General features: G+C 66.4%; 14 protein-coding genes. 4 read left to right on the plus strand and 10 right to left on the minus strand.

Annotated features, from left to right (window positions below):
- Nucleotides 1–41 precede the first annotated feature (41 nt).
- From AC1DFR_RS00865 to AC1DFR_RS00875, 3 genes are read left to right on the plus strand one after another with little or no spacing between them, the layout of a single operon-like run.
- A complete protein-coding gene (locus AC1DFR_RS00865) occupies nt 42–887 on the plus strand; it encodes a DUF4097 family beta strand repeat-containing protein (RefSeq protein ID WP_476849189.1) in 846 nt (281 codons plus the stop codon).
- A gap of 32 nt (nt 888–919) precedes the next feature.
- Nucleotides 920–1,864 carry an ATP-binding cassette domain-containing protein gene (locus AC1DFR_RS00870; RefSeq protein ID WP_476872486.1) on the plus strand — a complete coding sequence of 315 codons (945 nt, stop codon included), beginning with the start codon at nt 920–922 and terminating at the stop codon, nt 1,862–1,864.
- Nucleotides 1,861–2,697: an ABC transporter permease gene (locus AC1DFR_RS00875; protein ID WP_476849187.1), complete on the plus strand. Its 837-nt coding sequence runs from the start codon at nt 1,861–1,863 to the stop codon at nt 2,695–2,697. Before AC1DFR_RS00870 ends, AC1DFR_RS00875 begins: the two co-directional genes overlap by 4 nt.
- 504 nt (nt 2,698–3,201) lie before the next feature.
- On the opposite strand, the gene AC1DFR_RS00880 is transcribed toward AC1DFR_RS00875, so the two are convergent.
- Entirely contained in the window at nt 3,202–4,575 is a 1,374-nt protein-coding gene (locus tag AC1DFR_RS00880; RefSeq protein WP_476872487.1) for an MFS transporter, read from the minus strand.
- Nucleotides 4,576–4,668: 93 nt separating this feature from the next.
- On the opposite strand from AC1DFR_RS00880, the gene AC1DFR_RS00885 reads away from it, so the two are divergent.
- On the plus strand, nt 4,669–5,049 hold the full coding sequence (locus tag AC1DFR_RS00885) for a ClpX C4-type zinc finger protein (RefSeq protein WP_476872488.1): 381 nt from the start codon (nt 4,669–4,671) through the stop codon (nt 5,047–5,049).
- Nucleotides 5,050–5,234: 185 nt separating this feature from the next.
- On the opposite strand, the gene AC1DFR_RS00890 is transcribed toward AC1DFR_RS00885, so the two are convergent.
- The 9 genes from AC1DFR_RS00890 to AC1DFR_RS00930 form a co-directional block, all read right to left on the minus strand.
- Complete coding sequence (locus AC1DFR_RS00890; protein WP_476872648.1) at nt 5,235–6,257, minus strand: LLM class flavin-dependent oxidoreductase; 1,023 nt, start codon at nt 6,255–6,257, stop codon at nt 5,235–5,237.
- Between the two features lie 120 nt (nt 6,258–6,377).
- Complete coding sequence (locus AC1DFR_RS00895) at nt 6,378–6,680, minus strand: hypothetical protein (RefSeq protein ID WP_476872489.1); 303 nt, start codon at nt 6,678–6,680, stop codon at nt 6,378–6,380.
- A gap of 411 nt (nt 6,681–7,091) precedes the next feature.
- The gene (locus AC1DFR_RS00900; protein WP_476855835.1) at nt 7,092–8,030 is read right to left on the minus strand and encodes an NmrA family NAD(P)-binding protein; all 939 of its coding nucleotides are present in this window, start codon (nt 8,028–8,030) and stop codon (nt 7,092–7,094) included.
- Between the two features lie 146 nt (nt 8,031–8,176).
- Nucleotides 8,177–8,557 (minus strand): hypothetical protein, encoded by a 381-nt coding sequence (locus AC1DFR_RS00905; protein ID WP_476872490.1) that lies wholly within the window; start codon nt 8,555–8,557, stop codon nt 8,177–8,179.
- 6 nt (nt 8,558–8,563) lie between these two features.
- On the minus strand, nt 8,564–8,881 hold the full coding sequence (locus AC1DFR_RS00910) for a hypothetical protein (protein WP_476849183.1): 318 nt from the start codon (nt 8,879–8,881) through the stop codon (nt 8,564–8,566).
- Between the two features lie 44 nt (nt 8,882–8,925).
- Nucleotides 8,926–10,224, minus strand: a complete 1,299-nt coding sequence (locus tag AC1DFR_RS00915) for a Y-family DNA polymerase (RefSeq protein WP_476872491.1) — start codon at nt 10,222–10,224, stop codon at nt 8,926–8,928.
- 8 nt (nt 10,225–10,232) lie between these two features.
- Complete coding sequence (locus AC1DFR_RS00920; RefSeq protein WP_476849181.1) at nt 10,233–10,664, minus strand: LexA family protein; 432 nt, start codon at nt 10,662–10,664, stop codon at nt 10,233–10,235.
- Nucleotides 10,665–10,923: 259 nt separating this feature from the next.
- Complete coding sequence (locus AC1DFR_RS00925) at nt 10,924–11,691, minus strand: SCO1664 family protein (protein WP_476855838.1); 768 nt, start codon at nt 11,689–11,691, stop codon at nt 10,924–10,926.
- Complete coding sequence (locus AC1DFR_RS00930; RefSeq protein ID WP_476858506.1) at nt 11,691–12,245, minus strand: DUF3090 domain-containing protein; 555 nt, start codon at nt 12,243–12,245, stop codon at nt 11,691–11,693. The genes AC1DFR_RS00925 and AC1DFR_RS00930 overlap by 1 nt, the downstream gene beginning before the upstream one ends.
- Nucleotides 12,246–12,260: the final 15 nt, after the last annotated feature.

The raw sequence follows: 12,260 nt of genomic DNA on the forward strand, positions 1-12,260 counted from the left end.
CCGCGGGGTCGATCAAACACACCCAAAAGGAAGGCGCCAGCATGCCCACCTACGACACCCCCACTCCCATCGACCTCGCCATCAAACTGCAGGTCGGCGCGATCGAAATCATCGCCACTGACCGCGACGACACGGTCGTGACCGTCGCGCCGACGAACCCCGCGAAGGCAGTCGACCGCCGGGGCGCGGAAGAGACCAGGGTCGACGTCGACGGCCAGCGGCTCATCATCACCGGCCCCCGGCCCCGCATCAGCTGGATCGGCCCAACCGAGTCGGTCGATGTGAAGGTCGAGCTGCCTGCCGGGTCGCGGCTCACCGCCGAGATCGGGGTCGGCGGCGTGCGCGCCGTCGGACGCCTCGGCGCAACCCGGATCAAGAGTTCGATGGGCCGCGTTGATCTCGACTCCACCGGAGACCTGTGGCTGCGCGCCTCGCACGGCAACGCGACCCTCGGCACCGCCGAGGGCGGCATCGAGATCACGGCCGACCACGGTCAGATCCGGATCGGCAAAGTCACCGGCGACGCCATCCTCAAGGCGTCGCATGGCACCATCCTGATCGGGGAGTCCGGCGGCGACCTTGAAGCGAAGCTCTCCTACGGCGACCTCGAGATCTCGAAGGCACTCGGCTCTGTCGCGGCGAAGACCGCCTACGGCAGCATCCAGCTCGCAGAGGTCTCGAGTGGTTCCATCCAGGTCGAGAGCGGCTTCGGCCAGGTCACCATCGGCGTGCGGCCCGGCGTTCCCGCCTGGCTCGATCTGTCCTCGAAAGAGGGGCACGTCCGCAACCAGCTGGACAGCGACCGCGCTCCGGACGCGTCCGAACAGACCGTCGCAGTGCGTGCACGCACCCAGCACGGCGACATCAGCATCCAGCGCGCTCAATGACTCCGGGCCACCAACAGAAGGGAACCAAGCACATGAACACGCCAGCAATCGACGTCCGCGGGCTGCGGAAGTCCTACGGCGCAAAGGCAGTGCTCGACGACGTCGACCTCACCGTGGACGCGGGCACAGTCACCGCGCTGCTCGGCCCGAACGGCGCCGGCAAGACGACGACCGTGCACATCCTGTCCACCCTGGTGCGGCCCGACGGCGGCACGGCACTGGTGAACGGATGCGACGTCGTGCGCGACCCTGACGGCGTCCGCGCCGCGATCGGCCTCACCGGCCAGTTCTCCGCGGTGGACAAGCTGCTCACCGGCGAGGAGAACCTGCTGCTGATGGCCCGGCTGCGCCATCTTGGAGCGAAGCGCTCGAAGGCCCGGGTGGCCGAGCTGCTTGAGCAGTTCGACCTCGTGGAGGCCGCCCGTAAGCCGCTCGCCACCTACTCGGGTGGGATGCAGCGCCGCCTCGACCTCGCCATGACCCTCGTCTCGGCGCCCAGCGTCATCTTCCTGGACGAGCCCACCACGGGCCTGGACCCGCGCAGCCGCCACACCATGTGGGACATTGTCCGCAGCCTGGTCGCGGACGGCACCACCGTGCTGCTCACTACCCAGTACCTGGACGAGGCGGACGAACTCGCGGACCGCATTGCGGTGCTCGACGGCGGCCGGCTCGTCGCCGAGGGGACGCCGGACGAGCTCAAGCGCCTGGTGCCCGGCGGACATATCCGGCTCCGGTTCGCTGACGCCGGGCGGCTCGACGCCGCCTCCCGCCTGCTCGGCGAGTGCGCCCGCGACGACGCCGGGCTCTCGCTCACGGTGCCGAGCGACGGCGGTGTCGGCGCGCTGCGCACCGTGCTGGACCGCCTCGACACGGCCAACCTGGAGGTCGACGACCTCAGCATCCACACCCCGGACCTCGATGACGTGTTTTTCGCGCTCACCGGCCGGGTCGAGACGAAGGGAACCGAATCATGACCACCATCGCCGCCAAGCGTCGGACGGCCCAGGGCACCCGCCAGCAAGCGCACGTCATTGCCGACTCGGTGACGATGCTGCGCCGCAACCTGCTGCACATGCTGCGCTATCCGGGCCTGTCGGTGTTCACCATCGTGGGGCCGGTAGTCCTGCTGCTGTTCTTCGTGTTCGTGTTCGGCGGCACGCTCGGGGCCGGCCTGCCCGGCGCGGATCCGGCCGGCGGGCGCGAGGCGTATGTCGCCTACGTCATGCCGGGCATCCTGCTGTTGACCATCGCCGGCAGCGCAGGCGGCATCGCGACGACCGTGTCGATGGACATGACCGAGGGCATCACCGCGCGGTTCCGGACGATGGCGATCTCGCGGGCCGCGGTTCTCGCCGGGCACGTGCTCGGCAATACCATCCAGGCGATTATCGCCGTCGTGCTCGTGCTCGGCGTCGGCCTCCTGATTGGCTTCCGCCCGACCGCCGGGTTTGTCGAATGGATCTCCGCCGCAGGTCTGATCGTGCTCATCGCGTACGCGATCAGCTGGCTCGGGGTGGCCATGGGCATGCAGGCGAAGTCGGCCGAGACCGCCAGCAACCTGCCCCTCGTGTTGACCTTCCTGCCCTTCCTCAGCAGCGGCTTTGTGCCGACCGAGTCGATGCCGGAATGGCTGCAGTGGTTCGCGCAGTACCAGCCCTTCACGCCGTTCATCGAGGCCATCCGCGGGCTGCTGCTCGGTACCCCGCTCGGCTGGAGCCCGGTGCTGGCAATCGGGTGGTGCGTCGTGATTGTGGTCGCCGGGTACGCCTGGTCGATGGCGATCTACGAGCGCAAGTCGGTGCGCTGAGCCCAGGGTGCACCCGGTTTCTGCGGGCGGTCGCGAGCGCATCGCGGCCGCCCGTCCTGTGCTTCAGCCGAGGTGGCGTTCGGCGTCAAGGCTGCCCCGCGGGTGAGTGCCGGCCGGACCGGCGTCGTCGCAGTCGCACTGGCGTTGCAAGGCTGGATCCCGCAAGTGTCGACGGCGCGGTGCCCTTCGGGATGACGCGGGACCAGCCCAGTCATTTAGGCGGAAGACCTGGCCTTGTCCACGTATGGCTCAGGAACGCCCGTCATAACCTCCGCCAATCTGGCATGACCGAGATCGTTGGGGTGCAGGTGGTCCGGTTCCGAGTAGAGGAACGGCAAATGGTCGCCGTCGAAGACACCGTTTTGGCCCAACGGAAACGGTAGTCCGGTCTCCTCGGCACACTCGGCATGGAGATCGAACACCCGGCGGATCCGCGGTGGCCATTCCAGGGCAGGCCAATAGGGCTCGACGACGAGCTGTCTCCGTACACCCCAAGTCGCAAAGTCATTCCAGGAACGTACCACCCCTCGCTTTACGTCTTTGGCGGCGGCACGGCCCGAAGCCCAGGCTGCGAACCGGCGAGCAAGCTGGGCCGGCAGTCGGGGCGGTGGCGCAATCGAAGTCGGCCGGGAATTTGGTCCAGGTCCGCATCGGCGAGAAGGCGATGGGGACTGCGGAGGCGCCAGCGAGCAGGGCCCAGATCCAGAGCACGGGTTGGACGCCAATCCATGTGGCCAGGGCACCCCCGGTGAGGCTGGCGACCGGCATGACTCCGAGGGTAAAAAGTCTGTTGCTGGCCATGACTGTTCCGAGTCTGTGCGGCGGAGCGATGCGGGGGATGATGCCAGCCCCCGCAATGGAGATGACCACGATGAGGAAAGCCCAGCCGAATACGGACACGCCGAGCCAGAGGGCCGGGGACCAAGGCAGGACCGTGGCGAGAGGGTATATCGCGACGGCCGCCACGCAGGCGATGCTGGCGAGAATTCTGGTCTTTCCGATGCCGAGCTGCGTCAGGATGGCCGGTGCCGCGACGGAGGCGACAAACCCTCCCGCCGCGGCGAAGCTGCTCAGGAGCGCAAAGACGGCGGGGCTGAGTCCCAGAACGTTGAGGGCGTACACGGCTGTGGCGGCGCTGCCGAACATGGTGGCTGCGTTGAGAAACATCCCGGAGAGGAAGAGACCCTTGAGCACCGGGTGGTGAATGGTGAAGGACAGCCCGGCCCGTGCTGCCGGCCAGAATCCCTCGTGCTCCAGGGGTGGCTTGATGTCTTCGCTGACGTTGATGCTCTTGAGGGTCAGTGCAGACACGGAGTAGGAGATTCCGGCTGTCAACAAGGCGAACGGCGCGGCCATGGCGCTGAGGAGCGCCCCCGTCAGGGCGGGGGAGCCGACGGCGACCGTGCTGGCGGCCGTTTGCAGCCGGGCGTGCGCATCACTAATCCGTTCCCGTCCGACGACGGACGGGACGAAAGCTCCGTGGGCGGTGGTGAACACGACGTCGGCGACGCCGATCAGCGCCACGCAGACCAGCAGGTGTCCCATCGTCATCGCGCCGGCGATGAAGGCCGCCGGAACGCTCAGGACCGCCAAAGCGCGGATCACGTCCGCGGTGATCATCAGCCGGCGCCGCCGCAGCCGGTCCACCCAGACGCCGATCGGGAGGCCCAGGACAAGGAACGCGCTCATGCCGATCGCATTTATGGCCCCCACTTCCAGAGTGCCGGCACCGAGCATCGAAACGGCAACGATCGGGATCACGACCCGGCTTGCTTCGTCGCCGATGCCCTCGAATGCGCTGGCAACCCACAGCTTCCGGAACGCCGCCAGCCGCCTCAGCGGCGTTTTGGTGGGTGGCCGGGCTCCGGTATCAGCCATTCGTTGTAAGGTCACGCCTGACAACTTGTCAGGATTCACCTGACAAGTCAACTATGCTGAACTCTGTCAACTGTTAGCCGCCAGGAGGATGCCGTGGAACTGGAACCGCCGTTGACCGGCCCGATGATGTGCAGCTTCTGCGCGAGACCAGCCAGGATCTCGGGGCATCTCGTGGCAGGTCCCGGCGTTGCCATTTGTCAGGACTGTGCCGAGGCGTCCATGAGGCTGTTCAGCAGTTCGGACGGCTCACGGAGCGAAACGCCTTGGTTGCAGATGACTGATGATGAGCTCCTGGCCCACCTGCCGGAAATCGCCGCCGTCGCCTCCCAGGTCGAAGAGCGACTGACCGCCTGGGTGGGAACCGCGCGTCAACGGCGCATCAGCTGGGCGCGCATTGGCGCGGCTCTGGGCATGACCCGGCAATCGGCGTGGGAACGCTTTCAGCCCCCGCCGCCCATTACCCCCGGCGGCTGACGCACCTGAGGGTGAGGCCGCGTGCCAGCATCTCTTTCGCTCTGACCTGGTGGCTTCCGCCGCGTTGTTGTGGGATCGATGCCGTCCGAAATGGACCTCAGGTGCACACAGCGGTCCCGCAGTAGAGCGTCGACACCGCCGAAATTAACCGCGACTGCAGTGCCCGGGGAATCTGTCACGAGGGGTCAGCGCCAGCCGAGCTGCGGCGCCACATACTTCAGGATCGACTCGATGACGTGGGCGTTGTAGTCGACACCGAGCTGGTTCGGGACCGTGAGGAGCAGGGTGTCTGCCGCGGCGATCGCCTCGTCCTCGGCCAGCTTCGCGGCCAGCTCGTCCGGGGCACCGGCATAGGAGCGGCCAAAGACCGCGCGCGTCTTCTCGTCGATGTTGCCCACCTGGTCGGAGCTGTGGCGGTCGCGGGCGAAGTATTGCCAGTCGCGCTCGTCCATTAGCGCGAAGATGCTGCGGCTGACCGAGACGCGCGGCTCCCGCTCGTGCCCCGCCTCCTTCCAGGCCTGCCGGTAGAGCTCGATCTGCTCGGCCTGCTGGACGTGGAAGGGCTTGCCGCTCTCATCATCCTTGAGCGTGGAGCTCTGCAGGTTCATGCCGAGCTTCGCCGCCCAGATGGCCGTGGCGTTCGAGCCGGAGCCCCACCAGATGCGCTCGCGCAGGCCCCTCGAGTGCGGCTCCACGCGCAGCAGGCCCGGAGGGTTCGGGAACATCGGGCGGGGGTTCGGCGCCGCAAAGCCCTTGCCAGTGAGCACCTCGAGCAGACGCTCGGCGTGCCTGCGGCCCATGTCGGCGTCCGACTCGCCCTCGGCGGGGGCGAAGCCGAAGTAACGCCATCCGTCGATGACCTGCTCGGGTGAACCCCTGCTGATGCCCAGCTGCAGCCGGCCGCCCGCGATCAGGTCGGCCGCGCCAGCGTCTTCCGCCATGTAGAGCGGGTTCTCGTAGCGCATGTCGATTACGCCGGTGCCGATCTCGATGCGGCTTGTCCGGGCCCCGATCGCGGCGAGCAGAGGGAACGGGGAGGCGTATTGCTGCGCGAAGTGGTGGACTCGGAAGTAGGCGCCGTCCGCACCCAGCTCCTCGGCCGCGACCGCGAGGTCGATCGCCTGCAACAGCGCGTCCGACGCGGTGCGCGTGCCGGAATCCGGGTGGTCGGTCCAGTGGCCGAAGGACAGGAATCCGATGTTCTTCACACCGGAAACGAACATGGTGGCGGCGGTTCTTATTCCCACTGGATCGTGTCAGGTATTTCTGGCCCCCAGCCTCGCACCCCTCCCGCGGCACGCCTGGCGCCCTTAGGCGGGACCGGGGGATCAGCCGGCCGAGTAGGGGGTCCGGAACAGGGTGATTCCCCATTCCGGGTTGTGCAGCACGATTCCAGTCTCCCGCTGTGCAAACTGAAACGGAGCCTGAAGGTATCGATTCATCCGCGCCTGTTCCTGGTCCCACGGGAAGTTGCACGTGCCCAGGGAACTTTCCAGTGTCCCCACATCCGGCGTGATCGTTTCGCCGGCAATGCTGACCGTGACCGCATACGAAGCGCAGGGGATACGCACGGACATCACCGTGCGGCCGCCAACGCTGCCGAACCGTACCGCGTAATCGCCGGAGCTCATTCCCGGATCACGGGGCACAGAAGCCGGCGTCATGGAACCGGATGTGAAGTACTGGCACTCCAGCGCTCCATTGCCTACGACTTTCTCTGCACGCTGTGGCCGGCATTCATCTAAACCGTGCCCGGGGGCAGGCGGAATCGGCGGAGCCGGGGCGAGGGTCATGCCTGGTGACAGTCCGGCGCCCGTCGATGGTGCGGCCGTGGCGGCGGGCGGTTTGGTGACGGTTTGCTCGCCTGCCGACGTGCTGAGTGGGGGAGTTGACGCGCAGGCCGCGGTTAGCGCGACGACGGCGAGGCATACTACGGACAGCAGTGTCGGCGTCGTGTGCAATCCATAACGAGCGGGTCCCCCGGGCGCGGCCATGATCCGAACCCTAGGGGTTCGGGGCTTGTCCGTGCAACAACCCCCAGGCTAGGGGACCGGGGCCGGTGAGCTCTGCTGAACGTGCTGGTCCAGGACGTCCCGGGCGGTGGTCCACGTCCGGCTCCCGTACCGGTCGTTGCTGACGTAGTTCAGGGTCGCGTCGCCGCTGAACATGCTGGCGAAGTACTGCATGCCCTGCCACGGCGGGAACGGCTTGTCAGAGGCCGGCATGAGGGCTTTGACGGCCCGGCTCATAGCAGTCAAGGAGCCGACGCTGCCCGCGTAGAGGAGCCCGAATTGCGTTCCGGTCAGGTCGGACATGGTGGCTGCCAGGGTCCTTGCCGTGACCTGGTCTCCGGCGATCTGAAGGACGCGGGGCGCCCGCTCGTCGAGGGCGGCGGCGGCGGTGTAGGAGGCAGTGTCATCCTTCGTGGTGAAGTCGAGCACCTGGTCGGCGTCGGACCAGAAGAGCACCCGACGCCGCGAGAACAGGATCATGGGAGCCTGCCCGGAGAGCATGTCGGTGAAGGCGCCATTGAGGATGGAAGTGGCCCGGATTTCGGTGGCATCCAGCCGCTGTGCAAAGTCTCGGCGGAACTGCAAGTTCCGGTTGCTTCGGGGGCGGATTCCGCGGTAATCGATGGAGTAATCGGAAGGGATGAAACGCGGTACGCCCACCGCGGCCGCCGCCTCCAGCAAGCGCGATTGGGCGTCGAAAATTGCGCTGTCCACGCCGTTGATCGCGGAGACTACGCAGTCAACATCCGCGCAGGCCCTTCGGAGGGCCACCGGATCGTCGTAGCCCGCCTGGATCACTTCGACGCCTTGGGCGCGGAGCTGCGCAATGCGCTCCGTGCTGGTCCCAGGCCGTGTCAGGACCCGAACGGTGGCCCCCAGGGCGACCAAATTCTGCAGGATACGCCCGCCGAGATCGCCGGTGGCGCCGGCCAGAAGGACAGTGCCCGGAGTGGGAGTCGTCGGGATCATGGTTCGCACCTCAAGTGTCGGGCGGAAAGGGATGGTGGGCTAAAGACTACCAACGGCAGGGCAGCTGCGATTCCCGCGTGTGACTCAATGCATCCCGGGCCGGACTGATCAGCGGAACCGTTGGACGTCGGTTCGCGGGTCGGCCTCTACTGCCAGCGGTGGGATTCCAGCGCACGAAACAGGGGAGCGCGGCCGCTTTTCAGATGGTCAACGGGGCGGGACCCGCCGAGTTCCCGGCAGGGTGTAACCATCCAGGCCGTGAAGTAGTTGTGCGGAACCTTCAGTTCTATGGCGCGCTGGAAGAGGTCGACGACGGTCGGGTGGAGGTGGCCGCCGGCGACGAATTGGAATCCCGGGCAGAACGTGCCGTCGTCGATGAAGACGCGGACGAGCTGCTGCATTACAGGGTCGGGGTCGTCCATCAGTTCGGCGAGGCGGCGGCGGACCTGTTCCAGGGCGGGCAGCGTGAATTCTGCCCTGATCCCCGCCCAGGTCTGGTCGTTGATCGGCTGACGGTTCAGTGTCACCGTTGCCTAGCCGCCGTCGCTGATGTCGTCCAGGAGCCACTGGACGGAGCGTGGATTCCGGCGCAGCGTGAAGGTGCGCAGCGCTGAATTAGCCCCCAGCCGGGCCTCGACGCGCCAGTATTCGGTACCGGCCGGGTTGGCGCCAGCGGCGGCCGTGCATCGGGTGCCCCGCCCGGCGTCACCGCCGATCCAGTGCCGGGATTCGGTGGCCGGATCGACAAGCCAGATCCGTCCGTCGTGCCGGATGGCAAGGGGCTTGCCTGCCGGGTCGAGCCGGACTTGAAGGTCAAGGGTTCGTGTGGGGTTTTCGGTGCTGAGGGTCATGGGGGTGGTCTTTCGTGGTGCGGTGCTGCGGGGGCGTGTTGGCGTTAGGCGGCTTTGACGAGGGGGAGTTCGTCCCAATGGGTGGTGTAGCGGGGGGAGAGCATGTCCCGTTTCATGGTCCAGTCCGGTCCGCCCCGTATGCCGGCGTGGCCGAGGCCGATGGAGCCGCGCCCGTATCGGCGGGTCACATCCTCCAGGAGGGTTCCGATGTGGCGTTCCTCGTGCGGGTTCTGGAACAGGGCCAGCGGTGCCTGGTTGCCGGTGGGCCGCAGGTCGGTGACCATGATGCCGGCCCGGGCGTATTTGATGCCTTCCTGGATGTGGGGCAGGAGGGCGTGGGCGGCCCGGGTGAGCAGGACGGGATCGGCGGTGGGCATCGGCAGCGGCACGCACACCGAGGGGTAGGAGGTGTCGTTCGGGTTGAAGTGCGAGGTGCCGGCGAAGGCGGTGAGGACCTTGGCCTGGAGGCCGTATTTGGCCAGCCGTGCCGATGCCTGCTGGCCGTAGACGGACAGGACCTGCCGCATGCCGGCGGCGGTGGTGATGGGGGTGGCGAAGGAGCGCGAGAAGATGAGCTGGTCCCGGCCGATCCGTTCTTCCTCCATCGGGATGCACGGCGTGCCCTGCAGCTCCAGGACGGTGCGCATCATGACCACGGAGAAGCGGTCCCGGATCATCACCGGGTCGGCCCGGGACAGGTCAAGGATGGACTGAAGCCCTAAGGCGTTGAGGCGTTTGGTCAGGCGCGTCGCGACGCCCCAGATTTCGATCACAGACAGCCGGCCCATCAGCGCTTCCCTGGTGGCGGCGGGCACGGAGTCCCAGTGGCAGACCCCGTCGAAGGCCGGGTTGTGCTTTGCCCATTTGTTGGCCAGTTTCGCGAGGGTCTTGGTCCCGGCGATCCCGACGCACACCGGAACCCCCACGTTGCGCCGCACGGCTGCCTTCATGGTCTGGCCCAGGACCAGCAGGTCCCCCGGCGCGCCTTTGACGCCCAGGAAGGCCTCGTCGATGCTGTAAACCTCCAACCAAGCGCTGTAGCGGCCCAGCAGTTCCATCACCCGGGCGCTGATGTCCCCGTAAAGCTCGTAGTTGCTCGAGAGGGCAACAAGTCCCCACTCCTTAGCCCGCGGGGCGAGTTTGAACCATGGTTCACCGAGGCCGATGCCGAGAGCCTTGGCTTCCGGGGACCGGGTGACGGCGCACCCGTCGTTGTTGGACAGTACGACGACGGGCCGGCCTTCGAGGGACGGGTCGAATACCCGCTCGGCCGAGGCATAGAAGCAGTTCACATCCACGTGCGCGATCTGCGGCATCCGCCGCATCGGGGAGGGCTTAGACATGGTGTGCCTCAAACATGGTGCAGGCAGCGGGTCGCGACACCCCAGATGACCAGATCCGACACGGACGGAACGCGGATGTCCGGGTAGGCCGGATTCTCCGCCTGCAGCACCACCCCGGTTCCCGTGATCCGCAGCCGTTTGATGGTCAGCTCCCCGTCCAGGACCGCAACGACCACGGACCCGTCCACCGGTTCCAGGGCACGGTTGACGATCAGCTCATCGCCGTCGCTGATGCCGGCGCGTTCCATAGAGTCTCCGGAGACCCGCACGACGTACGTGCTGGTGATGTCCTTGATCAGATGCTCGTTCAGGTCAATCCGCCCATCAAAGTAGTCCTGCGCCGGCGATGGATACCCGGCCGCGACGGGGACCGGAGAGATCAGCACCGACAGCAACGACATGCCCGCGTCTATCACGCGGGGACCGACAACAACGCCCACAACACACCCTTATTCGAATATATGTTCGATGCATTCAGTGTAGCCGGATGGACCGACAAAAGATGGACTCTGCCCATATCCCTCGGCTGCGTGGGCAGCGCGGTTTCTCCTCAATATCGCAACACCTGACTGAAGGGGAGCTGTATATGGGACGCTCGGCGTGTCGTCTGCGGAAGGTGGGGCCCGCGGGCTTGGTTGAGCGTAGGCGCTGTTATCGGCGTATGGGCAGCCAAATTTTGACAGTTGAGCCGCAATTCCCTTAGAACAGCGGCCAGGGCACCGCCGACATCTCACCGCTCGGAGCCGGAAACCGCCCTGCCAAGCGCAACCGTGCGCAGCGCGCGGCGAGCGATGCGATTTCTTCGGCGCTGAGCAAGTCCGCCAGGTTTCGGCCCAGCCCACCGTGCAGTCCTTCGCTGACACGATCGATGCCGTCGCGTTCCTCGGCGGTCAGAGCGTCTCCCAGCCATCCCCACAGCACCGTGCGCAGCTTGTGGTCACGGTGAAAGGTGAGCCCATGGTCCACGCCGTGCCGGTGTCCGTCCGTCATGGCAAGAATGTGGTCGCCTTTGCGGTCGGCGTTGTTGACGACCATGTCGAACACCGCCATGCGTCTGAGCGCTGGCGAGTCTTCGTGAACGAGGGCGACCATCCGTCCGTTCTCATCCCGTCCCTCGAGAACATGTTTCCAGCCCGTCTCCGGCACCTGGTCCGTCGCGACCAGGTTCACGGCGCTTTGGGCGGGGTCTTGCTCCTGCCAGAGCTGCACCATTCCTTCGCCCAAAGGACCATCGCGCAGCCAGGTGCGCGGCACCACGTCCCAGCCTAAGACTTGCGAGACCAGGTAGGCGGCCACCTCCCGGTGAGCCAGGGTGCCGTGGGGAAAATCCCACAGCGGACTTTCGCCTGCTATCGGCTTATAGACGACCACCACGTCGCCGATGCTGCCCAGAAATGTAGCGTTTGAAGCCGTCGTGATGCGTCCGGTGAGCGTCAGCTCGGCGGTCACTAGGTCCGGCGCTGGCATCAGACCTCGGGAAGGGTGCAGATGTGCCCGTCGGCGTCTATGGGGTAACCGCAGAGCGGGCACGTCGGACGCCCGGCGCCCACGATCTCACGGGTGCGCTTGGCGAATGCGCGGGCGGTGCCGACCGGCATTCGCACCAGCAGCATTTCGGACTCGTTAGCGCCGCCCTCATCAAGCGGTTCCTCGTTGTCATCAGCATCGACATCGGCGATGGGGTAGGCCTCTATTACGACCTGGGCCGTGGTTGGGTCCCAACCTAAGCTCATGGCGCCGGTGCGAAACTGCTCCTGAACGGCCTCGAGCTGGTCATTGTCGACAAGTTCAATGGGAGTGCTCGTGGGAACGCTGAAGGGGTTGCCCTCGACGGTGATGAGCTGGTCGAGAATTTCGTCGATCTTCTCCGCGAGCAGAGCCGACTGCTGCTTCTCCAGGGCAATACTCACGATCTGCGTCCCTGCGCGCACCTGCAGGTAGAATGTGCGCGCCCCTGGAAGGCCAATGGTGCCGACGACGATTCGATCAGGCCAGGCAAACTCGTGAACACGTGTAGGCATGTCAGTATTTTAGGC

It is taken from the genome of Arthrobacter sp. 05T410, from assembly GCF_056396505.1.